Source organism: Pseudomonas sp. TE3899 (assembly GCF_056279105.1).
Genome location: NZ_JBWBQR010000001.1, coordinates 639,207 through 662,802, shown reverse-complemented (window position 1 = coordinate 662,802; position 23,596 = coordinate 639,207). Strand labels below are relative to the sequence as shown.

Annotated in this window: 18 protein-coding genes and 4 tRNA genes; 8 read left to right on the top strand and 14 right to left on the bottom strand. The window is 58.6% G+C overall.

Features of this window, described 5'->3' with window-relative positions; genetic code table 11:
* Nucleotides 1-121 precede the first annotated feature (121 nt).
* Complete coding sequence (locus ACZ89E_RS02940) at nucleotides 122-985, bottom strand: LysR substrate-binding domain-containing protein (protein WP_476254801.1); 864 nt, start codon at nucleotides 983-985, stop codon at nucleotides 122-124.
* A gap of 109 nt (nucleotides 986-1,094) precedes the next feature.
* On the opposite strand from ACZ89E_RS02940, the gene ACZ89E_RS02935 reads away from it, so the two are divergent.
* From ACZ89E_RS02935 to ACZ89E_RS02925, 3 genes are all read left to right on the top strand, one after another.
* Entirely contained in the window at nucleotides 1,095-2,204 is a 1,110-nt protein-coding gene (locus tag ACZ89E_RS02935; protein WP_476254800.1) for a 2-aminoethylphosphonate--pyruvate transaminase, read from the top strand.
* Between the two features lie 141 nt (nucleotides 2,205-2,345).
* Entirely contained in the window at nucleotides 2,346-3,173 is an 828-nt protein-coding gene (phnX, locus tag ACZ89E_RS02930; protein ID WP_149661966.1) for a phosphonoacetaldehyde hydrolase, read from the top strand.
* 223 nt (nucleotides 3,174-3,396) lie between these two features.
* A complete protein-coding gene (locus ACZ89E_RS02925; RefSeq protein WP_149661967.1) occupies nucleotides 3,397-3,945 on the top strand; it encodes a cytochrome b in 549 nt (182 codons plus the stop codon).
* A 151-nt stretch (nucleotides 3,946-4,096) separates the two neighbouring features.
* On the opposite strand, the gene ACZ89E_RS02920 is transcribed toward ACZ89E_RS02925, so the two are convergent.
* Together ACZ89E_RS02920 and ACZ89E_RS02915 are read right to left on the bottom strand one after the other, a co-directional pair.
* Nucleotides 4,097-5,014 (bottom strand): 1-aminocyclopropane-1-carboxylate deaminase/D-cysteine desulfhydrase, encoded by a 918-nt coding sequence (locus tag ACZ89E_RS02920; RefSeq protein WP_476254799.1) that lies wholly within the window; start codon nucleotides 5,012-5,014, stop codon nucleotides 4,097-4,099.
* 188 nt (nucleotides 5,015-5,202) lie between these two features.
* Nucleotides 5,203-7,242: an oxidoreductase gene (locus tag ACZ89E_RS02915; protein ID WP_476254798.1), complete on the bottom strand. Its 2,040-nt coding sequence runs from the start codon at nucleotides 7,240-7,242 to the stop codon at nucleotides 5,203-5,205.
* Between the two features lie 210 nt (nucleotides 7,243-7,452).
* Here ACZ89E_RS02915 and ACZ89E_RS02910 point away from each other — a divergent pair, with 210 nt between their 5' ends.
* Both ACZ89E_RS02910 and ACZ89E_RS02905 read left to right on the top strand, forming a co-directional pair.
* Nucleotides 7,453-8,583: a carbon-nitrogen hydrolase family protein gene (locus ACZ89E_RS02910; protein ID WP_476254797.1), complete on the top strand. Its 1,131-nt coding sequence runs from the start codon at nucleotides 7,453-7,455 to the stop codon at nucleotides 8,581-8,583.
* Nucleotides 8,584-8,586: 3 nt separating this feature from the next.
* Entirely contained in the window at nucleotides 8,587-9,624 is a 1,038-nt protein-coding gene (locus ACZ89E_RS02905) for an AraC family transcriptional regulator (protein WP_149661971.1), read from the top strand.
* 351 nt (nucleotides 9,625-9,975) lie between these two features.
* Here the strand turns inward: ACZ89E_RS02905 and ACZ89E_RS02900 are convergent, their stop codons facing one another.
* From ACZ89E_RS02900 to ACZ89E_RS02850, 11 genes are all read right to left on the bottom strand, one after another.
* A complete protein-coding gene (locus ACZ89E_RS02900) occupies nucleotides 9,976-10,788 on the bottom strand; it encodes a DUF2242 domain-containing protein (RefSeq protein WP_149661972.1) in 813 nt (270 codons plus the stop codon).
* A gap of 227 nt (nucleotides 10,789-11,015) precedes the next feature.
* Nucleotides 11,016-12,887: a SurA N-terminal domain-containing protein gene (locus ACZ89E_RS02895; protein ID WP_463257937.1), complete on the bottom strand. Its 1,872-nt coding sequence runs from the start codon at nucleotides 12,885-12,887 to the stop codon at nucleotides 11,016-11,018.
* A gap of 233 nt (nucleotides 12,888-13,120) precedes the next feature.
* Nucleotides 13,121-13,393: an HU family DNA-binding protein gene (locus ACZ89E_RS02890; RefSeq protein WP_002552737.1), complete on the bottom strand. Its 273-nt coding sequence runs from the start codon at nucleotides 13,391-13,393 to the stop codon at nucleotides 13,121-13,123.
* A 148-nt stretch (nucleotides 13,394-13,541) separates the two neighbouring features.
* Nucleotides 13,542-15,938, bottom strand: coding sequence for an endopeptidase La (gene lon, locus ACZ89E_RS02885; protein ID WP_133838757.1), 2,397 nt, complete (start codon nucleotides 15,936-15,938; stop codon nucleotides 13,542-13,544).
* 161 nt (nucleotides 15,939-16,099) lie between these two features.
* Nucleotides 16,100-17,383 carry an ATP-dependent Clp protease ATP-binding subunit ClpX gene (clpX, locus tag ACZ89E_RS02880; protein ID WP_133838758.1) on the bottom strand — a complete coding sequence of 428 codons (1,284 nt, stop codon included), beginning with the start codon at nucleotides 17,381-17,383 and terminating at the stop codon, nucleotides 16,100-16,102.
* 111 nt (nucleotides 17,384-17,494) lie between these two features.
* The gene (gene clpP, locus ACZ89E_RS02875; protein WP_008148423.1) at nucleotides 17,495-18,130 is read right to left on the bottom strand and encodes an ATP-dependent Clp endopeptidase proteolytic subunit ClpP; all 636 of its coding nucleotides are present in this window, start codon (nucleotides 18,128-18,130) and stop codon (nucleotides 17,495-17,497) included.
* A 93-nt stretch (nucleotides 18,131-18,223) separates the two neighbouring features.
* The gene (gene tig, locus ACZ89E_RS02870; protein WP_476254796.1) at nucleotides 18,224-19,534 is read right to left on the bottom strand and encodes a trigger factor; all 1,311 of its coding nucleotides are present in this window, start codon (nucleotides 19,532-19,534) and stop codon (nucleotides 18,224-18,226) included.
* 402 nt (nucleotides 19,535-19,936) lie between these two features.
* Nucleotides 19,937-20,012 (bottom strand) — tRNA-His (locus ACZ89E_RS02865).
* A gap of 77 nt (nucleotides 20,013-20,089) precedes the next feature.
* Nucleotides 20,090-20,174 (bottom strand) — tRNA-Leu (locus tag ACZ89E_RS02860).
* A 57-nt stretch (nucleotides 20,175-20,231) separates the two neighbouring features.
* Nucleotides 20,232-20,307: transfer RNA gene (locus tag ACZ89E_RS02855), tRNA-His, on the bottom strand.
* 32 nt (nucleotides 20,308-20,339) lie between these two features.
* Nucleotides 20,340-20,416, bottom strand: a tRNA-Arg gene (locus ACZ89E_RS02850).
* A gap of 274 nt (nucleotides 20,417-20,690) precedes the next feature.
* Here ACZ89E_RS02850 and folD point away from each other — a divergent pair.
* The 3 genes from folD to pbpG all read left to right on the top strand — a co-directional run bounded on the left by folD (nucleotide 20,691) and on the right by pbpG (nucleotide 23,573).
* Nucleotides 20,691-21,545 carry a bifunctional methylenetetrahydrofolate dehydrogenase/methenyltetrahydrofolate cyclohydrolase FolD gene (folD, locus tag ACZ89E_RS02845; protein WP_463257938.1) on the top strand — a complete coding sequence of 285 codons (855 nt, stop codon included), beginning with the start codon at nucleotides 20,691-20,693 and terminating at the stop codon, nucleotides 21,543-21,545.
* A 283-nt stretch (nucleotides 21,546-21,828) separates the two neighbouring features.
* On the top strand, nucleotides 21,829-22,506 hold the full coding sequence (mddA, locus tag ACZ89E_RS02840) for a methanethiol S-methyltransferase (protein ID WP_476254795.1): 678 nt from the start codon (nucleotides 21,829-21,831) through the stop codon (nucleotides 22,504-22,506).
* Nucleotides 22,507-22,634: 128 nt separating this feature from the next.
* On the top strand, nucleotides 22,635-23,573 hold the full coding sequence (pbpG, locus tag ACZ89E_RS02835; RefSeq protein ID WP_149661977.1) for a D-alanyl-D-alanine endopeptidase: 939 nt from the start codon (nucleotides 22,635-22,637) through the stop codon (nucleotides 23,571-23,573).
* The last annotated feature ends 23 nt before the right edge of the window (nucleotides 23,574-23,596 follow it).

Sequence of the window (23,596 nt, the reverse complement as noted above, 5' to 3'; positions counted from 1 at the left end):
TCACGTAGATCGTTCCCACGATCCGCGTGGGAATGCAGCCCGGGACGCTCCGCGTCCCAAAGCGGACGCGGAGCGTCCATTGAGGCATTCCCACGCGGAGCGTGGGAACGATCAGGTCAGGTCAGGTAGAAGGCGCTAAATCGAAAAACGCCTGAATCAAGCGCAAATCCCGCCGACGTTCCATGCAGCCGATCATGTGCCGATTGATCAGCCCCTCGCCAATAATCGGCACCGCCACCACCCGCGGGTCATGGCTGACTTCCACTGACGACACCACGCCAACCCCCAACTCCGCGGCAACGGCCTCGGTCACCGCCTCGCGACTGTCCAGCTCCAGCAACACCCGGGGATTGACCTTGGCCTGCGTGCACGCCTCATCAAACGTACGCCGGGTGATCGAGCTCGGCTCGCGCAGCACCATGATCACCTGATCCAGTTCCTTGAGCTGCACATCCTTGGAACGCTGCGCCCACGGATGCCCGGCCGGCACCAGTGCGCAGATCCGTGACTCGCTCAACGCTTGCAGATGCAAACCCTTGCGCGGTTCGACTTCGGTCAGCACCGCCACATCGGCATGCTCGGACAACAACGCCGCCAGGGTTTCCTGGGCATTGCCCAAACGCAGGTTCACCGTGATCCCCGGATAGCGCGCCCGCAGGCTGGCAAGCATCGGCATGACCATGTGCGGTCCGTCCGCCGCCACTTCCAGGCGCCCGGTCAGCAACTGGCGGTTGGCCTCCAGCATCACTTGCGCTTCTTCCGCCAGGCCGAACATCGCCCGGGTGATCGCCGCCAGTTTGGTGCCCTCCTCCGTCAGCTCCACTCGTCGGGCGGTACGGCGCAGCAGGGTGATTTGGTAGTGCTCCTCCAGCGCCTTGATGTGCCCGGTGACCGCCGGCTGGCTGATGAACAGCCGCGCGGCGGCCCGGGTAAAGCTGCCTTCCCGGGCCACGGCATCGAATGCGCGGAGCTGGAACAGATTCATGAATAACCCTCACTGATGGCTGGCATAACAACAAACAATTTGATTGATAGCTCGGCAAATTGCAATTTAAGCCCCGTAGCGTCATCCCATCGATTACGAGGACATGAGAATGAGTACTGCCGAACCCATCCTGCTCACCCCCGGCCCGTTGACCACATCGGCCCGCACCCGTCAGGCGATGATGGTCGACTGGGGTTCATGGGATGACCGCTTCAACCAACTGACCGCCAGCCTGTGCGAACAACTGCTGGCGATCATCAACGGTGCCGACACCCACCACTGCGTGCCATTGCAAGGCAGCGGCACTTTCGCCGTCGAAGCCGCGATCGGCACATTGGTCCCGCGTGACGGCAAAGTGCTGGTGCTGATCAACGGCGCCTACGGCAAACGCCTGGCGAAGATCTGCGAAGTGCTCGGTCGTTCGTTCAGCACCTTCGAAACCGCCGAAGACGAACCGACCACCGCCGCCGATGTGGATCGCCTGCTGCAGGCTGACCCGAGCATCACTCACATTGCGCTGATTCACTGCGAAACCAGTACCGGCATCCTTAACCCGCTGTCGGAAATCGCCCAGGTCATCGCGCAACACGGCAAACGCCTGATCATCGACGCCATGAGCTCCTTCGGCGCTTTGCCGGTGGATGCGCAACAGGTGCCGTTCGATGCACTGATCGCCGCTTCGGGCAAGTGCCTGGAAGGTGTGCCGGGGATGGGCTTCGTCTTCGCTCGCAAGGAGTCGCTGGCGAATGCCGGCGGCAACTCGCACTCACTGGCGATGGATTTGTTCGACCAGCACACCTACATGGCCAAGACCGGCCAATGGCGCTTCACCCCGCCGACCCACGTGGTCGCGGCGCTGCACGAAGCGCTGCTGCAATACAACGAAGAAGGTGGTTTGCCGGCGCGGCATCAGCGCTACGCCGACAACTGCCGGGTGCTGCTCGATGACATGGCCCAACTCGGTTTGCGCAGCTTCCTGCCCGCCGCAATCCAGGCGCCGATCATCGTCACCTTTCACGCCCCGAAAGACCCGCGTTACCAGTTCAAGGAATTCTACGAACGGGTCAAGGCCAAGGGTTTCATCCTTTACCCCGGCAAATTGACCCAGGTCGACACCTTCCGCGTCGGCTGCATCGGCCACGTCAATCCGCCCGAGATGCACGCGGCGGTGGCAGCGATTGCCGAGGTGTTGCAGGAAATGGAAGTACTCGACATCTGAATCAGCAGACACCGCCGAACCTGTAGGAGCGAGGCTTGCCCGCGAACACAGGCGACGCGGTCCCCCAGGCACACCGAGTTATCGTTCTTCGCGGGCAAGTCGGTACGCCGCATCGCTCGCTCCTACAAAGGAATCTGAGACATGAACTACAACAACCCTACCAAGCTCCAAGCCGCCATCCTCGACTGGGCCGGCACCGTGGTCGATTTCGGCTCATTCGCACCCACCCAGATTTTTGTCGAAGCCTTCGCCGAGTTCGACGTCCAGGTGTCCATCGAAGAAGCCCGCGGGCCGATGGGCATGGGCAAGTGGGACCACATCCGTACCCTGTGTGATCAGCCGCAAGTCGCCGAGCGTTATCGCAAGGCGTTCGGCCGCACCCCGACTGACGATGACGTCACCGCCATCTACAAACGCTTCATGCCGCTGCAAATCGAAAAAATCGCCGAACACTCGGCGCTGATCCCCGGTGCCCTGGACACCATCGCTAACTTGCGCCAGCAAGGGATCAAGATCGGCTCCTGCTCCGGCTACCCGAAACAGGTCATGGACAAAGTCGTGGAACTGGCCGCCACCAACGGTTACATCGCGGACCACGTGGTCGCCACTGACGAAGTGCCCAACGGCCGTCCATGGCCGGCCCAGGCCCTGGCCAACGTCATCGCGCTGGGCATCGACGATGTCGCGGCGTGCGTGAAGATCGACGACACGGTGCCGGGCATTCTGGAAGGTCGTCGTGCCGGCATGTGGACCGTGGCGCTGATCTGCTCCGGTAACGCGCTGGGTCTGGACTACGCGGGTTATCAGGCCCTCGGCAGCGAGGAGTTGGCCAGCGAGCGCAAGCGTATTCACGGGATGTTCGAAGGCTCGCGGCCGCACTACATGATCGACACCATCACCGATCTGCCCCAGGTGATTGCCGATATCAATAAGCGACTGGCCAACGGTGAGATGCCGCAAAGCAGCTAACCCACCGCCCACCTTGTAGGAGCATGGCTTGCCCGCGATGACAGTCTCAAGGACGCCATCGCGGGCAAGCCATGCTCCTATAGGGTTTTTTATTGTCAATTAGCTGAACCAGAGCATTGAACGGGCAAATCGTCTCAGGCAAATACGGCAAAACAGGATTACAGTTAAAGCACAGTGCCGCACAAGAACGGCGCTTTGAGCATTGACCTGTGGAGAGCCCCGTATGCCCTGGAAGAACTCCGACTCACGTTACAGCACGGTGTCGATCACGTTGCACTGGCTGATGCTGGTCTTGCTGATCCTGGTTTACGCCTGCATCGAATTTCGCGGGATTTTCCCCAAAGGCAGCGGTGGCCGCACGCTGATCACCGAATCGCACTTCATGTTGGGCCTGACGGTGTTTGTGCTGGTGTGGCTGCGCCTGTTTGCCCGCAGCCTGGGCCCGGCGCCGCAGATCTTCCCGGCGTCGCCGCATTGGCAGACTACCCTGGCCAAATTGATGCACTGGGCCTTGTACTTGTTCATGATCGCCATGCCGATCCTCGGCTGGCTGGTCACCAGCGCCAAGGGGCATCAGGTAATGTTCTACGGCTTTGACCTGCCGTTGCTAGTCCCGGAGGACAAGGTGCTGGCCAAGCGGATTCAGGGCTGGCATGAACTCGGCGGCACCATCGGCTACTGGCTGATCGGCCTGCACGCCGTGGCGGGGCTGTATCACCACTATGTGGTGGGGGATAACACCTTGTTGCGGATGATGCCGAAGCGGGTTTGAGCCGTTGCCTCAATTTTTGGCCAAATGCTGACCTGTGGCGAGGGCGCCTGCCCCCGCTCGGCTGCGCAGCAGACGCAAAACAGTGGGCGCACTGAAGATTTTCGGGGCCGCTTCGCAGCCCAGCGGGGGCAAGCGCCCTCGCCACAATTGTTCAGTGTTTTGAGCTAAATCCCCGTCGACCTTGCAAACCACCGGTATGGATGAAGATCAACCGCGTGCCTTGAGGGAATCTTCTCGCTTCGATCTGCTGCTTGAGCGCCAGCAACGCCTTGCCGGTGTACAGCGGCTCCAAGGGAATGCCGCTGGCCTGCTCGGTCTCCTCGATGAATTCAAGCAACAGCGAATCAACCTTGGCAAACCCGCCGCGACAGGCGTGGAACAGCTCATAAGCTGGCTCCCCCCCTCCCACAATCGCTTCAATCTGATGCGCCACGCCGTGATCGCCCGGCACCGCCAACGCGCCATAGACCGGATGCTCGCCCGCCTCGGCCAGCACCAGCCCAGCCAGCGTGGTGCCCGTTCCGCAAGCCAGCCACCAGCCGTCGTAGTCGCTCCAGCCCAATCCGGCCAATCGCTCACGCACCTGATCCCTGAGCTGCATACAGCCCCGCGCCCCACGCAAACCACCTCCCCCTTCCGGCACCGGGTGCAAGGTCGGGTATTGCGCCTGCCACGGCTGCCAGAAACCCGGTTCATGGCGCGCGCGATAACCGCCGTAACCCAGCCAGTGCAGGTGCATGCCGAAGTCTTGTAGATCCTTTACGGTCGGCGTGTCTTGCGGATGACCGCGCAGCAATCCCACGGTGTTGAAGCCGAAGCGTTTGCCCGCAGCGGCCAACGCGTGCAGATGATTGGAGTGAGCGCCACCAAGGCTAATGATGCCGTCGGCACCGGCCTGGTCGGCAGCGTGAAGGTGTTCGATGAGTTTGAACCACTTGTTGCCGCTGATCAGCGGGTCGATTTGGTCCAGCCGCAAGATGGCGACTTCGATGCCGGCTGCGGTGAGCCAGTCGAGGTGCAGGGGTTCTAGAGGAGCTTGGGGTAGCCAGTCGTTGAGAGGGAGGAGCATGAGGCCGGCTCTGGGAAAGAGCCGACATCTTAGCAGCACCTTTGTGGCGAGGGGGCTTGCCCCCGTTGGGCTGCGCAGCAGCCCCAAAAACCATGTAGCGCGGATTATCAGAATGACCGCGTTGGATGGGTTTACGACTGCTGCGCAGCCCAACGGGGCCAAGCCCCATCGCCACAAGGGGTGTTTTTTTACAACTCGGCGGCCAGACGCGACCCTTGGTTGATCGCCCGCTTCGCATCCAGCTCCGCCGCCACGTCCGCGCCGCCAATCAAATGCACATTCTGTCCCGCCGCCACCAGACCATCCTGCAACTCACGCAGCGGATCCTGACCGGCGCAGATCACAATGTTGTCCACCGCCAGCACTTGCGGCTCGCCGGTTTCGCCGATGCGGATGTGAAGGCCGTCGTCGTCGATTTTCAGGTACTCGACGCTGTTGAGCATCTGCACCTGCTTGTTCTTCAACCCGGTGCGGTGAATCCAGCCGGTGGTCTTGCCCAGACCGTCGCCGACCTTGGTTTTCTTGCGTTGCAGCAGGAACACCTCACGGGCCGGAGCATGGGGCTGAGCGTTGATCCCGGCCACGCCGCCGCGCGCCTCAAGCTTGGTGTCGATGCCCCACTCTTTCCAGAACGCGGCACGGTCGAGGCTGGTGGCCACGCCTTCGTGAACCAAAAACTCCGAGACGTCGAAACCGATACCGCCGGCGCCAATCACCGCCACGCGCTTGCCCACCGGTTTGCGCTCGAGGATCACGTCCAGGTAGCTCAACACCTTGGCGTTCTCGACACCCGGGATGGCCGGGGTACGCGGTGCGATACCGGTGGCGAGGATAATTTCGTCGTAACCGCCGGCCACCAGTTGCGCCACGTCGACGCGGGTGTTCAAACACACCTCGACATTAGTGGTCTGCAATTTGCGGTTGAAGTAGCGCAGGGTTTCGAAAAACTCTTCCTTGCCCGGCACGCGTTTGGCGATGTTGAACTGACCACCGATTTCGCTGGCCGAATCAAACAAGGTCACCTGATGCCCACGCTCGGCGGCCACGGTGGCAGCAGACAGGCCCGCAGGACCGGCACCGACCACGGCGATCTTCTTGATCTGCTGCACCGGCAAATAATTGAGTTCGGTTTCATGGCAGGCACGCGGGTTGACCAGGCAACTGGTCAATTTGCCGCCGAAGGTGTGGTCCAGGCACGCCTGGTTGCAGCCGATGCAGGTGTTGATTTCATCGGCGCGACCCGCGGCAGCCTTGTTGACGAAATCGGCGTCAGCGAGGAATGGCCGGGCCATGGACACCATGTCCGCATCGCCTTCCGCCAGGATCTGCTCGGCGATTTCCGGGGTGTTGATGCGGTTGGTGGTGATCAGCGGAATGCTCACCGAACCGCGCAGCTTGGCCGTGACCTTGCTGAACGCGCCGCGCGGCACTTTGGTGGCGATGGTCGGGATCCGCGCTTCGTGCCAGCCGATGCCGGTGTTGATGATGGTCGCGCCGGCCTGCTCGATAGCTTTGGCCAGGGTGACGATTTCTTCCCAACTGCTACCGCCTTCCACCAGGTCGAGCATCGACAGGCGGAAGATGATGATGAAATTCGGACCGACCGCTTCGCGCACCCGGCGCACGATTTCCACCGGCAGGCGCATGCGGTTTTCGTAGCTGCCGCCCCAACGATCGGTGCGGTGGTTGGTGTGGGCCGCGAGGAACTGGTTAATGAAATAACCTTCGGAACCCATGATTTCGACGCCGTCGTACTCGGCGACTTGCGCCAGTTTCGAACAGGTGACGAAATCGCTGATCTGCTTCTCGATGCCTTCCTCGTCCAGCTCTTTAGGCTTGAACGGGTTGATCGGCGCCTGGATCGCGCTCGGCGCCACTTGCTTCGGGCTGTAGGCATAACGCCCGGCGTGCAGGATCTGCATGCAAATCTTGCCGCCCGCCTCGTGCACCGCGCGGGTGACGATCTGGTGCTTGAGCGCTTCTTCCTCGGTGGTCAGCTTGGCCGCACCGGAGTAAACGCCGCCCTCATCGTTCGGGCCGATACCGCCGGTGACCATCAGGCCTACGCCGCCCAGGGCACGTTCGGCAAAATACGCCGCCATGCGCTCGAAACCGCCGGGCTTTTCCTCAAGACCGGTGTGCATCGAGCCCATCAGGGTGCGGTTGCGCAGCGTGGTAAAACCCAGGTCCAGCGGGGCCAACAGGTGCGGGTAGTGAGCAGCGGCCATCGGAAACTCCACATCGAGCGATCACGGGAAAAATGCAGGAGCTCTTCGGCCCCCGTCGGTCATGTGCCACAGACTAAGAGTCGCACCGCTGTCACTCAATGACCCAAACTGACAACTTATTGATCCAAATGTGCAGCGCCCCTTGGCAAGCGCCGACCGGGGCCCTACCCTAGTCGACGAATCCTGCACACGGCTGTCGACTGCTTTCCCATGCGCAAACTTCTGTACCTGACCTTTTCCATGGCGTTGATCGCCGCCCTCACGACCTACGCCATGTGGGCCGCGGACCGTCCGGTGGGTCATTACCTGTCGGACCTGCGGATCAATCTGGCGGTCGATCAAGGCACCCCGGCCGATCGCGGCAACCTGCTGGGCATCCAGCCTGAGCTGTTCCCCACCGACTATCAAAGCCCGGAGCGTTTGCACCGTAAGCTCTCCGCGTATCTGCAAAAGGCTCAGGATCAGGGCCTGCTGAACGAAAAGACCATCGTGGTGCTGCCGGAACATGTCGGCACCTGGCTGATGGTCAGCGGCGAGAAGGATGAGCTGTACCAGGCCAGCACCCTCAAGGAAGCCATGAACTGGCTGGCGGCGAGCAATCCGCTGCAGTTCGTCCGCGCGCTGATCAGCGCCAAAGGCGCCAGTCGCCTCGACGACGCTCATTTGCGCATGAAGGCCAAGAGCATGGCCAAGGACTACCAGGCGCTGTTCGGTGGCCTGGCGAAAGAATTCCACGTGACCCTGGTGGCCGGCTCCATCGTGCTCCCGGAGCCAAGCGTCAACGACGGCACCTTGAAAATCGGTCACGGCGCGCTGTTCAACAGCACCGTGGTGTTCGGTCGCGACGGTTTGCCTATCGGCCAGCCGCAACGGCAGATGCACCCGATCTTCGCGGAACAGGACACCCTCGCCGCCAACACCGATCACACGGTCAATGTGATCGATACGCCGGCCGGACGTTTGGGCATTCTGATCGGCAGCGACAGTTGGTACCCGGACAACTACCGCAAACTCGACGAACAGGGTGCGCAACTGGTGGCGGTCCCGGCGTTCGTCGTCGGACGCGGGACCTGGGACAAACCATGGCGCGGTTACAAAGGCCTGTCGACGCCCGGCTCCGTCAGTCTCAAGGCCGGTGAACTCAGTGAAGGCCAGGCCTGGCACCGCTTGACCCTGATCGGCCAGCCACCGAGCAGCCAGGCCATTGCCGGCATGAGCGTATTCCTGCGCGGACAGTTCTGGGACAAAGGTAGCGCCGGCCAGAGCTTTCTCAGCAGCAATGGCCAGCATTCCGCTGACGGTGATATCCGTGGCGCGCGCATGCTGAATCTCTGGTTATAAACCATGAAACCACTGCCGATGCGCCTCGGGGATCTGTCGGTGGGCTTTGTTCATAGCCTGGCCGATGCCGTGCGCAGCCACGGCGTTGACCCGCAGCCATTGCTCGATCAGTACGGTCTCGACGCGGCGCGCCTGGGTGAGGCTGGCGCCCGGCTGTCGATTCCGCGCTACATGCGCCTGGGCCACGGCGCGATTCAATTGACCGCCGACCCGGCGCTGGGGTTGCGCATGGGGCAGCTCAGTCGTCTGAGTCAGGCAGGCCTGGCCGGCGTCACCGCCGCCCAGGCGCCGACGGTGCGAGAAGCGGCCCGCTGTCTGATTCGCTTTGAAGCCTTGTACGGCTCCAACTATCGAGGCCAGTCGAGCTTTCACGAAGACGTTCGGGGCGCGTGGCTGCGTTTTTACTCCATCAGCCCCTACAACGCCTACAACCGCTTTGTGGTGGACTCGATCATCGCCGGCTGGTTGCAGCAATTGTCCAGCGTGAGCCCTGCCCCGCTGCGGGCCGAACGCATCGAAATCGAATTCGAAGAACCGCTGTATCGAGACGCCTACAGCGTGTTTGATTGCCCGATCCAGTTCGGCGCCGAACACAATCAACTGCGCCTGAGCCTGGACGCCCTCGCCCAGCGCAACCCGCAGCACTGTCCAAGCACCTGGCGGCACTTGCTGCAACTGTGTGAACGGGAACTGGAGCAACTGACACGCACCCGCAGCCTGCGTGAACGCATCACTCAGTTGCTGGGGCCATTGCTCAATGGAGGTCGGGAACCTGACCTGGAAGAAGTGGCGGCACGCCTGAAGCTGCCCACCTGGACCTTGCGTCGCAAACTCGCCGAGGAAGGCACGCAATTTCGCGCGATTCTCAACGACACCCGCCGCGACCTGGCCATGACCTACATCCGCGATACCGAGCTGGCGTTCGGAGAAATCGCCTATCTGCTTGGCTTTGCTTCAGCCGAAGCCTTTCAACGGGCCTTCAAACGCTGGAACGGCCAGACACCCGGCGAGTTTCGCCGCAGTCATCGCCAATCCGCGTAACGCCCTACAGTTCGGTGGCGTCTTCCGCTGGTTCCAGCGGATCCAGTTCAAACGCCGAATACTCAAGCAACTCTTCTTGATACTCGTCCATTGTGGTGTCCCCCATCGCTCATTAAAAATGGCCTGATCAACTGACCCGTGCCTTGAGCATAAAGTGCCCGCGTGAAAGAAAAATGACGTTCACACGACACTCGCCCGCTACTGAATAAAACGTAGCAGGTGGTCAGGAATTTATCACAGGATTTTTTCGATAGAGGCCGTAGGACAACGGCCTGGTTTGACGTGGGTCAAGCTTGATGCCCCGTTACGGGAGTCGTGCCGTCTGACACGCTCCCGCAAGGCCTGGACCGCTTACTGGGCCGGGATGGGTTCGCTTGGGGGTGGCATGTTGTCCGGATGCGTCGGTGGCGTGATCGTCTCGGCGGCTGGAGCCGGTTCGGACGATTGAGCCGGAGCAATCGGTGCAGCTTCCGCAGGCGGTGCAACAGGCTCCGAAGCAGCAGGCTCGGCGGCCGGAGCCGCTACAGGCTCTGCGGCGGGAGCCGGCGTTGGCGCCAATGCGGCCGGGGCAGCCTGGGCTTCAGGCACGCCCAGGTCGGTTTTCGGCTTCTCGACGATGTGCGCCGCTTTCTTCGCTTCCGGCGGCAGGAACAGCTCTACCAGAGTGAAGAACCGCTCATAAAACTTGGCCGAGGACACGGTCTCGCTGGCGACCTTGACCATCGAATCATCGGACGAACCGATCGGCATCGACACCGAGCCCAACACACCGACGCCGAGGCTGGCGGAGTTGTTGGTCTTCTTCAGCGCGTAGCGATCCTGCAAGGCGTTGGCGAACATGGTCGCGTGGTGGCCTTCTGAGCCATCATCGGCACAAACCACACTGAAGCTGATCTCCATGTGGGTCTCGCCGGTCTGCTGGAAGCTCTTGTGGCCGCTGACCAGTTTCGGATCGCTGCTGGTGATGATGTAGCCCTGGCTGAGCAAGGCGCGACGGGCGGCTTCGCAGGTCTGGGCGTCGGTTACCGGGTAGTTGCGGGAGAACGTTCCGGAGTCGTCGAAGTTCTCATGCTCGTAGATGGCGGCTTTTTTCGACGAACAACCGGCAGCAACAGCCAGCACCAAGGCTAGCCCGACAATACGCATGGGAATTGATCTAAACATTGAACATCCTGAGAGAAAACGGTCCGGGGCGTATTGTGCAACAGATCGATGCTTAGGTGCGCATCGATTAGTGTCTTAAAACGGTTACAGGGGTGTTGACCGTTATATGCGGGAAAAGTCGCATAGATTGATGAATAACCGATGGGCAGGGCAACATTTTTGATCGCCCACAAAAAACCCCGGTCTTTCGACCGGGGTTCTTGTGAAACGCAAAACTCAATCAGCCATTAGTAGCGCTTGATCTCGGCTTCGCTTTCCAACTGCTTGCGGTAAGCCGCAAAGTCTTGCTGGCCAATGCGCGAGGCGAGGAAGCGACGGTACTGAGCCTTCTCTTCATCGGTCGGCGCTGCGGCTTCGTTCACGCCGTTCAAGCGCACGATCACCAGGCTACCATCGGCCAGGGTCACGCTGCTGAAGGTCGGCTTGTCCTTGGCGGCAGGTTTTGGCATGCGGAACAGCGCTTGCAGCACGGTAGGGTCAACCCCTTCCTGTGCGCGAGTGGCGGCCGCAGTGACCTTCCAGTTCTGGCCGTCGATAGCCTTGTCCAGCGGTGTCTTGCCGTCACGCAGGCTGGCGATCAACTGATCAGCCTTGGTCTTGGCGGCAGCACTGGCGTGCTCCTTGGCCAATTGCGTGCGGATGCTGGCGGCAACGCTTTCCAGCGGCAGCTGCGAAGGCTTCAAGTGCTCCTTGGCGCGCAACACGATCACGGTTTCCGGATCGAGCTCGATGGCGGTGCTGTTAGCACCTTCATCCAGCACTTCAGGGCTGAACGCTGCGGTGACCACGGCACGGTTGGCCGCGACACCTTCGCCACCTTCACGGCCGAACGGCGCGGAGGTATGGACGGTCAGTTTCAGGTCCTGCGCTGGCTGGGCCAGGTCAGACGCTTCGAACGAGGAATCTTCCAGTTGCTTGGTCGCCTCGACGAAACGCTGCTCGACCTGCTGGGTTTTCAGCTCGCGGGTCAGCTTGTCCTTGAGACTGGCAAACGTCGGCACTTCCGGCGCTTCAACGCCCAACAGCTTGATCAGGTGGAAACCGAAGCCAGTACGGATTGGCTCCGAAACCTGGTCCTTGTTCAACGAGTACAGGGCTTTTTCGAACACTGGATCGTAAACGCCAGGACCGGCGTAACCGAGGTCACCACCGTTGTTGGCCGAACCTGGGTCCTGGGAGAATTCCTTGGCCAACGCCTCGAATTTCTCACCTTTGGCCAGACGCGCCTGAACTTCTTCGATCTTGGCCTTGGCTTGCGCCTCGGTCACCTTGTCGTTCACTTCGATCAGAATGTGCGCAGCCCGGCGTTGTTCGGCCAGGTTGGCGATTTCTTTCTGATACGCCGCTTGCAGGTCTTCGTCCTTGACGCTGACCTCATTAAAGAAGGAAGCCTTCTTCAACTCCAGGTAATCGATAACCACCTGGTCCGGCGTCATGAACTCCTTGGCGTGTTCGTCGTAGTAAGCCTTGACCTCGTCGTCGGTCAGTTTCACCGCCGTCGGGTCAACCTTGATGTTCAGGGAAGCGAAGTCGCGGGTCTGTTTTTCCAGACGGGCGAAGGCCAACACCTGTGCATCGGTGACGAAGCCGCTACCCGCCAGGCCAGCGCGCAGCTGACCGATCAGCATTTCCTGAGCCAGCATCTGGCGGAACTGCATACGGCTGTAGCCCAGTTGACGGATCACCTGGTCGAAACGCTCAGGGCTGAACTTGCCGTCAACCTGGAATTCAGGCGTCAGCAGGATCACCTGGTCCAAAGCGCCTTCGGAGAAAGCGAATTTCGATTTTTCTGCGCCTTGCAGCAGCAGCTTGCGATCGATCAGGCCTTTGAGGGCCGATTCGCGCAGCATTTTTTCATCGAGTAACGAAGCGTCGAAATCCTTGCCCAGCTGTTGCATCAGCTGACGGCGTTGCATGTCGACGGCCTGGCTCAGCTCGTTCTGGCTGATTTCTTCGCCGTTGACCTTGGCCGCATCATTGCTGTGCGTCGTGGCCTTGAAAATGGCGTCGAAACCGGTCAAAGCCATCAGTGCAACGATGACTCCGATGATGGTCTTGGCAATCCAGCCTTGTGAATTGTCCCTGATATTCTGCAGCATGCGTCCCCCAGAAACGGTTGAACTTCAAAATTAGGCAACCGTGGAGCGTGGGTAGAATCCGGATAGAAGAAAGGCGCATCCGGGGATGCGCCTTCTCGTAACTGGCGGAACGGACCGAGGGTTCGAACTTGCGACCCTCGGTGTCTCAGATCAACGATTTGTTGGCTGGACTACCGCTCCGCTGCCAGGTCAGGCATGACCCCGACCCGGATAGGCAAAAACCTGAATCGAACTTAGTTGACAGCTTCTTTCAGTGCTTTACCAGCTTTGAAACCTGGTTTTTTGGCTGCAGCGATTTCCAGCGTCTTACCGGTCTGTGGGTTACGACCGATGCGAGCAGGACGATCGGTCACGGAGAACGTACCGAAACCCACCAGAACTACGGAGTCGCCAGCCTTGAGAGCGCCAGTGACGGATTCGATTACAGCGTCCAGCGCACGGCCAGCAGCAGCTTTCGGGATATCAGCGGATGCAGCGATAGCATCAATCAGTTCCGACTTGTTCACTCTAAGTCCCCTTATATCTATTTGAGTATGATTCTAAGTTTTTTGGTGAAAGCAAAAACGAGTGCTGAATGGCCTACAGACACTTAAGAGCCGCTTTATAACAAGGGCTCTAAAAAGCTGTCAAGGAAGCCCCCCAGGCAAATGCGTACTAATGCGTGCTAATTCTTTCCTTAGAGTCAGACTCGCGTTTTTCATCCTTTGCAACTATCTCCGGAGCCACATCCGGCAAGGGCTCCGGCGCGTATTGCAGCGCAATTTGCAGGACCTCGTCAATCCATTTAACTGGTTTAATCTGCAGATCTTGCTTGATATTGTCAGGAATTTCCTTCAGATCGCGTACGTTCTCTTCAGGAATGATCACGGTCTTGATCCCGCCACGGTGAGCCGCGAGCAGTTTTTCCTTCAAACCGCCGATCGCCAGCACTTGGCCACGCAGGGTAATTTCGCCAGTCATGGCGACGTCCGCGCGTACAGGAATGCCAGTCAATGCCGACACCAGGGCCGTGCACATGCCTACACCAGCGCTAGGGCCGTCCTTCGGGGTCGCCCCTTCCGGCATGTGGATGTGCGTGTCGCGCTTCTCGTGGAAGTCCAGGGGGATCCCCAGGCTCTTGGCACGGCTGCGGACCACGGTCAGGGCGGCAGTGATCGATTCGACCATCACATCACCCAGGGAACCGGTCTTGATCAACTGGCCTTTACCCGGAACGACAGCGGCTTCGATGGTCAGCAGTTCCCCACCCACCTGAGTCCACGCCAGGCCGGTCACTTGACCGATCTGATCCTGGGATTCAGCCAGGCCGTAGCGGAATTTGCGCACACCCAGGAAGTGTTCCAGCATCTCGGCAGTCACCTTCACCGAGAAGCGTTTTTCCAGTGCGTGCTCTTTGACCGTCTTGCGGCAAACCTTGGCAATCTGGCGCTCAAGCCCCCGCACACCGGCTTCGCGGGTGTAATAGCGGATGATGTCGCGGATCGCTTCGGCGTCGAATTCCAGCTCACCTTTCTTCAGGCCGTTGGCAGCAATCTGCTTCGGCGACAGGTACTTGACGGCGATGTTGATCTTCTCGTCTTCCGTGTAGCCAGGCAGACGAATCACTTCCATCCGGTCCAGCAGCGCCGGCGGAATGTTCATGGAGTTGGAGGTGCAAAGGAACATCACATCGGACAGGTCGTAATCGACTTCCAGATAGTGATCGTTGAAGTTGTGGTTCTGCTCCGGATCGAGCACTTCCAGCAACGCAGACGCTGGATCACCGCGCATATCGCTGCCCATTTTGTCGATTTCATCGAGCAGGAACAGCGGGTTGCGAACCCCGACCTTTGTCATCTTTTGAATCAATCTTCCTGGCATCGAACCGATATAAGTACGGCGATGACCACGAATTTCCGCTTCATCGCGCACGCCACCGAGGGCCATACGGACGAATTTACGGTTGGTGGCGTGCGCAATCGACTCCGCCAGAGAGGTTTTACCCACCCCCGGAGGACCGACCAGGCACAACACCGGACCACGAATTTTCTTCACGCGCTTTTGCACGGCGAGGTATTCGAGGATGCGTTCCTTCACTTCGTCCAGACCATAGTGGTCGGCGTCGAGAATGTCTTCGGCACGGGCCAGGTCCAGACGCACTTTGCTCTGAGCCTTCCACGGCACCTGAACCAACCAGTCGATATACGAACGCACCACGGTCGCTTCCGCAGACATTGGTGACATTTGTTTCAGCTTGTTCAGTTCGCCCTGCGCTTTGGCCAAGGCGTCTTTCGGCAGGCCGGCAGCATCGATGCGCTTTTTCAGCTCTTCGATTTCGTTGTGGCCTTCCTCGCTGTCGCCGAGCTCCTTCTGAATGGCCTTCATCTGCTCATTCAGGTAGTACTCGCGCTGACTGCGCTCCATTTGTTTTTTGACGCGACCGCGAATGCGTTTTTCGACTTGCAGCAGGTCGATCTCGGCATCCAGCAACGCCAGGACGTGCTCGACCCGGGCCGACAAATCGATGATTTCGAGGATTTCCTGCTTCTGCTCGATCTTCAGGGCCATGTGCGCGGCCATGGTGTCGACCAGGCGCCCTGGTTCGTCGATGCTGTTGAGCGACGACAGGACTTCAGCCGGGACTTTCTTGCCCAACTGCACATATTGTTCGAACTGAGCCAGCAGGCTACGGACAAACACTTCCGACTCGCGCTCAGGCGCGTCGACTTCGTCGATCAGCGAGACTTCGGCACGGCAATGGCCGTCCACTTCGCTGAAGCGCTCCACGGCGCCCCGCTGCTCGCCTTCGACCAGAACCTTGACGGTGCCGTCAGGCAGCTTGAGCAGTTGCAGAACAGTGGCGATGGTACCTACGCGATAAAGTGCTTCTTCACCGGGATCGTCGTCAGCAGGGTTCCGCTGAGCCAGCAGAAGGATCTGCTTGTCGCCCGTCATCGCAGCCTCGAGGGCTTCGATGGATTTCTCGCGCCCCACGAACAGCGGGATAACCATGTGCGGATAAACCACGACATCACGCAATGGCAAGAGAGGCAATTCGATGGTTGTCTTCATGATTTCGCCTCTACGGCGGCCATAAGGCCGTAAACAGATGGAAGTAAGCTTGAAACCAAGATGGGGGCTGCTTTCAAAAAAAACAAGCGCAAAGAGGGTGTTAAAACGGTTTAAAAGAAAAGGGGCCCGAAGGCCCCTTCTTTATTCCAGCTGCGTGACGCTTAAGCGTCTGGCGCGGCCTTGGCTGTCGGCTCACTGTTTTCGTAGATATACAGTGGCTTGGACTTGCCTTCGATAACGCTTTCATCGATCACTACTTTGCTCACCTCGGACTGCGAGGGGATTTCATACATAGTGTCGAGCAATACGCCTTCGAGAATCGAGCGCAGTCCACGGGCACCGGTCTTGCGTTCCAGGGCACGTTTGGCGACCGATTTCAGTGCGTCGGCCCGGAATTCCAGGTCCACGCCTTCCATCTCGAACAGCTTGGCATACTGCTTGGTCAGAGCATTTTTCGGCTCGGTCAGGATCTGCATCAACGCAGCCTCATCAAGCTCGTCCAGCGTGGCGAGGACCGGCAGACGACCGACGAATTCCGGGATCAGACCGAACTTGACCAGATCGTCAGGCTCGACTTCACGCAGGGATTCACCGACTTTCTTACCTTCTTCCTTGCTGCGTACCTCGGCGTTGAAGCCGATGCCGCCACGGGTGGAGCGCTGTTGAATAACCTTCTCCAGACCGGAGAACGCACCACCGCAAATGAACAGGATGTTACGGGTGTCGACCTGAAGGAATTCCTGCTGCGGATGCTTGCGGCCACCTTGCGGCGGAACGGAAGCGACCGTGCCTTCGATCAACTTGAGCAAGGCCTGCTGCACGCCTTCACCGGAAACGTCCCGGGTGATCGACGGGTTGTCAGACTTGCGCGAAATCTTGTCGATTTCATCGATGTAGACAATGCCCATCTGGGCCTTTTCCACATCGTAATCGCACTTCTGCAGCAGCTTCTGAATGATGTTCTCGACATCTTCCCCTACGTAACCCGCCTCGGTGAGGGTGGTTGCGTCGGCGATGGTGAACGGAACGTTCAACAAGCGGGCCAGTGTTTCGGCAAGCAGGGTTTTACCCGAGCCTGTCGGGCCGATCAGCAAGATGTTGCTTTTGCCGAGTTCGACGTCGTCATTCTTTTTGTCACGCTGGTTCAGGCGTTTGTAGTGGTTATACACCGCTACGGCCAGAACCTTTTTCGCACGCTCTTGACCAATCACATACTGATCAAGGATGCCGCTGATTTCTTTAGGCGAAGGCAATTTATGCGCGCTGCTCTCGGCCTGGGCTTCCTGCACCTCCTCTCGGATGATGTCATTGCACAGGTCGACGCACTCGTCGCAGATAAAGACCGAGGGGCCGGCAATCAATTTGCGCACTTCATGCTGGCTTTTGCCACAGAAGGAGCAATAGAGCAGCTTGCCGTTGTCCTCGCCGTTGCGGGTGTCAGTCATTCGTTCGATCCAAATCCGATAGGCTTGCAACACAAGATGAAGGCTATTGCGGGCTTTTTCAAGCCCGCTAGTGATCGGAGCGGCCGACCAAGCCTATTTTGAGCTGCTTATTTAAGCGGGCCGCTGGCTGATCACTTCATCGATCAACCCGTACTCACGCGCGGCTTCTGCGCTCATGAAGTTGTCGCGGTTGGTGTCGCGTTCGATTTCTTCCAGTGTGTGCCCGCTGTGCTTGGCCATCAGCGTGTTGAGACGCTCACGAATGAAGAGGATTTCCTTGGCATGGATTTCGATATCCGATGCCTGACCCTGGAAACCGCCCAATGGCTGGTGAATCATCACACGCGAGTTCGGCAGGCAGAAACGCTTGCCAGCGGCACCGGCCGTCAGCAGGAACGCACCCATGCTGCACGCCTGGCCGATACAAGTAGTCGAAACGTTGGGTTTGATGAACTGCATGGTGTCGTAGATCGACATGCCTGCTGTCACCGAACCGCCCGGGGAGTTGATATAGAGATGGATGTCCTTGTCCGGGTTTTCCGCTTCAAGGAACAGCAGTTGCGCACAGATCAGGTTGGCCATGTAGTCCTCTACCGGACCAACCAGAAAGATCACTCGCTCCTTGAGGAGACGCGAGTAAATGTCGTAAGCGCGCTCGCCACGAGCAGACTGCTCGACAACCATCGGGACCAGGCCGCCTGCGGCCTGGATATCAGAGTTCTGCTGAATATACGAATTACGGAACATGCTCTGCAGTCACTCCCAAATAGTTATGTCTTGAATACGCATAAGCCAGCGCGAAGGCTGGCTTATGGTGATTACTTCTTAGCGCAGAAACGATCAGTCGGCTTGTGGAGCTTCTACCGGCTTGACTGCTTCTTCGTAAGAGACCGATTTGTCGGTCACGTTTGCCTTCTGCAGAACAGTATCCACAACTTGTTCTTCCAGCACAACCGAACGGACTTCGTTCAGTTGCTGGTCGTTCTTGTAGTACCAGGACACAACCTGCTCAGGCTCTTGGTAGGCCGAAGCCATTTCCTGAATCATTTCGCGAACGCGGGCTTCGTCAGGCTTGAGGTCGAACTGCTTGACCACTTCAGCCACGATCAGACCCAGCACAACGCGGCGCTTGGCTTGTTCTTCGAACAGCTCGGCCGGCAGTTGGTCGGGCTTGATGTTGCCGCCGAATTGCTGAACAGCCTGCACGCGCAGACGATCAACTTCGTTGGACAACAGAGCCTTTGGCACTTCGATCGGGTTGGTGGTCAGCAGACCGTCCATTACCTGATTCTTGACCTTGGATTTGATCGCCTGACGCAGCTCGCGCTCCATGTTCTTGCGAACTTCGGTGCGGAAGCCTTCCAGACCGGTTTCCTTGATGCCGAATTGAGCGAAGAATTCTTCGGTCAGCTCAGGCAGTTTTGGCTCGGAAACAGTGTTCACGGTCACGGTGAACTCAGCAGTCTTACCTGCCAGGTCGAGGTTCTGGTAGTCCTCTGGGAAGGTCAGGTTCAGAACGCGTTCTTCGCCGGCTTTAGCGCCAACCAGACCGTCTTCGAAACCAGGGATCATGCGGCCGGAACCCAGAACCAGCTGAGTACCTTTGGCGGAACCGCCAGCGAACACTTCACCGTCAACCTTGCCAACGAAATCGATGTTCAGTTGGTCTTCGTTCTGGGCAGCACGATCGGCTACTTCGAAACGGGTGTTTTGCTTACGCAGGATGTCGAGCATCTTGTCCAGGTCAGCGTCAGCCACGTCAGCGCTCAGGCGCTCGACAGTGATGCCTTCGAAACCGGCTACAGTGAACTCAGGGAACACTTCAAAAATCGCGACGTATTCCAGATCCTTGCCAGCTTCGATCGATTTAGGCTCGATCGAAGGAGCGCCAGCCGGGTTCAGCTTCTGCTCAACGACAGCTTCGTAGAAGGAGGACTGGATCACGTCGCCTACAGCTTCCTGGCGTGCATCAGCACCGAAACGGCGCTTGATTTCACTCATTGGCACTTTGCCTGGACGGAAGCCAGCAATCTTGGCCTTTTGGGCGGTCTGCTGCAGACGCTTGTTGACCTGAGTCTCGATGCGCTCAGCCGGCACGGTGATGCTCATGCGGCGCTCAAGAGCAGAAGTATTTTCAACAGAAACTTGCATGGATATTCCTCGTTGCACAGACGTTAGCCGGCCGTTTCCGACCCCAGAATCAAGGGCATGCATTCTAGTGGGTCAAACTCAAGAAGTCACCCTACTGAAAACGGGTAAAAAAACAGCAGGCAATTTATAGGCGAGGGACAAACGGTTGTGCCTCGCCCTGTTAGCAAATACAGCCAGTCAAGCCAGGGCTCTGCACCACCTCTTCTATATATAGAAGAAGTAGCAGGCATCTCCCTGACAGCCGACCTTGCGAGCAAGGCCGGCGGGCGGCGCGGCATCATCGAGAAACATAAATACGACGAAACACCCCACCCCGGCGACCCAGAACCTGCAGCCGCTGAACACTCGAACCGCTAAAACAAAAAAGGCGCCAGACTATTAAATCTGGCGCCTTTCGAAATATGGGGTGGACGAAGGGGATCGAACCCTCGACAACGGGAGTCACAATCCCGTGCTCTACCAACTGAGCTACGCCCACCATATTGCCTCACAAGAAAGTCAAACAACTTCCTTGCTGCGCCCCCACCGGATCAACGACCCGGGTGAAGCTTTATTTGGTGCGGATGAAGAGACTCGAACTCTTACGCCTCGCGGCGCTGGAACCTAAATCCAGTGTGTCTACCAATTCCACCACATCCGCGGCTTGAAGCTGTTAAAGCAAAGGCGCCAGACTGTTAATCTGGCGCCTTTCGAAATATGGGGTGGACGAAGGGGATCGAACCCTCGACAACGGGAGTCACAATCCCGTGCTCTACCAACTGAGCTACGCCCACCATACTGCGCTACTTGTGCCAAAGCTGCCTAATGGCGCACCCGGCAGGACTCGAACCTGCGACCATCCGCTTAGAAGGCGGATGCTCTATCCAGCTGAGCTACGGGCGCCTTATTAATCTGTACTCTTGGAGGACTACAAACTAAGTGCTTCCAGCCTCACGGAACCGTAATCCCGCTTGACCTTCTCATCCAGTGCTAGGCTGTGCCCGACAAGTGCGACGAATAGTATAGAGCGCCCCAAAGCCCGTCAAATCCTTTTTAAAAAAAATTCATTTAATTAAAGGGCTTAGAGGAATTTGCAGACCAAGCGCCTTTGCCCTCGCCGCCTGACATGCGAGAATGCGCCCTCTTTTTTCCCCCTCTCGATGGTTAATCACGCGCAATGACTGCACAACTTATCGACGGCAAGTCAATCGCCGCCAGCCTGCGCCAGCAGATCGCCAAACGAGTCGCCGAACGTCGCCAGCAAGGCCTGCGCACGCCCGGTCTCGCGGTGATCCTGGTCGGCAGCGATCCTGCCTCTCAGGTTTATGTCTCGCACAAGCGTAAAGACTGTGAAGAGGTCGGCTTCCTGTCCCAGGCCTACGACCTGCCTTCTGAAACCACTCAGCAAGCGCTGACCGAGCTGATTGATCGCCTGAACGACGACCCGGCAATCGACGGCGTTCTGCTTCAGCTTCCTTTACCTGCCCACCTGGACGCCTCCAAATTGCTGGAGCGCATTCGTCCGGATAAAGATGTCGACGGTTTCCACCCGTATAACGTCGGTCGCCTGGCCCAACGCATTCCACTGCTGCGCCCCTGCACACCCAAAGGCATCATGACCCTGCTGGAAAGCACCGGAGCGGATCTTTACGGGATGGACGCGGTGATTGTCGGCGCTTCCAACATTGTTGGCCGTCCGATGGCGATGGAATTGCTGCTGGCCGGCTGCACCGTGACGGTCACTCACCGCTTCACCAAGGATCTGGCCGGCCACGTTGGCCGTGCCGATCTGGTCGTGGTTGCCGCCGGCAAGCCGGGCCTGGTCAAGGGTGAGTGGATCAAGGAAGGCGCGATCGTGATCGACGTCGGCATCAACCGCCAGGAAGACGGCAAGCTGGTGGGTGACGTGATCTACGAAACCGCCCTGCCCCGCGCCGGCTGGATTACTCCAGTGCCTGGCGGTGTAGGTCCGATGACGCGTGCCTGCCTGCTGGAAAATACGTTGTACGCAGCGGAGACGCTGCACGACTGAGTTCCCAGGCGTGCCGCATACAAGAGCCCCGCTAATTGCGGGGCTTTTTGTTTTTTGGGCACTGGACAAACAACCCGCGAGTTTCAGAATAAAGAGACAGGCCATCGGGCAAACGACCTACAGACCTCAGCGGGACAAACGGATACAAATGGCACTCGCCAGGAGCCGTTCATGAAGCCGAGCAACCCCACTCAACAGCGCACGCTTGCTTTCGCAGGCAAACTGGCGGGCCTGCTTTATAGCCTCTGTTGTTATGTGTTATATCCTGCTCACTGCGCTGTACATGATTGGCTTTCTCTCCGGCATTGGTGTGCCCAAGGACATTAATACCGGGCCCGGCCTCAACTGGCCCCTGGCGGTTATCGTCGACACCTTGCTGATTACGCTTTTTGCGGTCCAGCACAGCGGCATGGCGCGAATGCGCTTCAAACGCTGGTGGATCGGATTCATCCCGGCGCCTATCGAACGCGCGACCTACGTCCTGTCTTCCTGCCTGGTGCTCGTGCTGCTTTTCTGGTTGTGGCAACCCATCGAAGTATCGATCTGGAGCGTCACGTCCGCCTGGGGCCATGGATTGCTGATGGCGCTGTTCTGGCTGGGTTGGGGCGTGGTGGTGCTCGCGACTTTTCTGATCAGTCATTTCGAATTGCTGGGCATAAAGCAGGCCCTCAACGCCTTTTATCCTGACCGGCGTCAGAGCCCAACCTTCAAAACCCCGTTGCTCTACAAAGCGGTTCGTCACCCCTTGTACCTCGGGTTTCTGATCGTATTCTGGGCGACACCCGAGATGACCGCCGGACATCTTCTGTTCGCGCTACTGAACACGCTCTACATTCTGATCGGCGTTCATTTTGAAGAGAAAGATCTGCTGGAAATGTTTGGCGAACACTATCGACGCTATCAACATAATGTCGCGGCGCTTGTGCCCTTGATCAAACGCAAACCCACCAAAAAACATTAAATTTTCTTCATATAAAGCGCTCGTCATACGGGCGCCTAGCGCTTTCGTGGCTCATACTCCTAGAATGCGTCGTTTTTAAGAAACAGCCCGTAACAAAACGGCATATCCACCCTTATGAGTTCGCCCGCGTGAAAATCCGTCTTTCCATCCTGAGCCTATTTTTTGCGTTGACAGGGACTGTTATCACGCCAATCACCCACGCTGCGGAAACCACCGCAGCACCACGCGACGCCTCGCAACTCAAGATTGCTTCTGGCAGCGCTCTGCTTATGGATTTGCAGACCAACAAAGTCATTTACGCCAACAACCCTGACGTGGTGGTGCCGATCGCCTCGGTCAGCAAACTGATGACGGGACTGGTAGTGGTTGAAGCCCGCCAGAACATGGATGAGTACATCAACGTCGACATCAGTCACACGCCGGAAATGAAAGGCGTGTTTTCGCGGGTCAAGCTCAATAGCGAGCTGCCGCGCAAGAAGATGCTGCTGATTGCGCTGATGTCCTCGGAAAACCGCGCAGCCGCCACCCTCGCCCACCATTACCCGGGCGGCTACGTCGCATTCATTGCAGCCATGAACGCCAAGGCCAAGGCGCTGGGCATGTCCAGCACCCACTTCGTCGAACCCACCGGGCTTTCTCCGCGCAACGTCTCGACGGCGCGTGACTTGAGCAAATTGCTGATCGCAGCGCACAAATACCCGCTGCTGACTGAGCTGACCACCACCAAGGAAACCACCGTAGCGTTCCGCAAACCCAACTACACCCTGGGCTTTCACAACACCGACCATTTGGTGAACAAGCCCAATTGGGACATCAAAATCACCAAGACCGGCTTTACCAACGAGGCCGGGCACTGTCTGGTGCTGGTGACTAGCATGGGCAATCGCCCGGTGGCGCTGGTGATTCTCGACGCATTCGGCAAGTACACGCACTTTGCCGACGCCAGTCGGATCCGCAGCTGGGTTGAAACGGGCCGCAGCACCGAAGCCCCCTCCGTTGCCTTGCAGTACAAAGCGGCGAAGAATCTGAAGCACCGTCAGAGCGGTGTGGTTGAAGCCTCGAAATAAACCGGCGACAGCAACAACAAAGC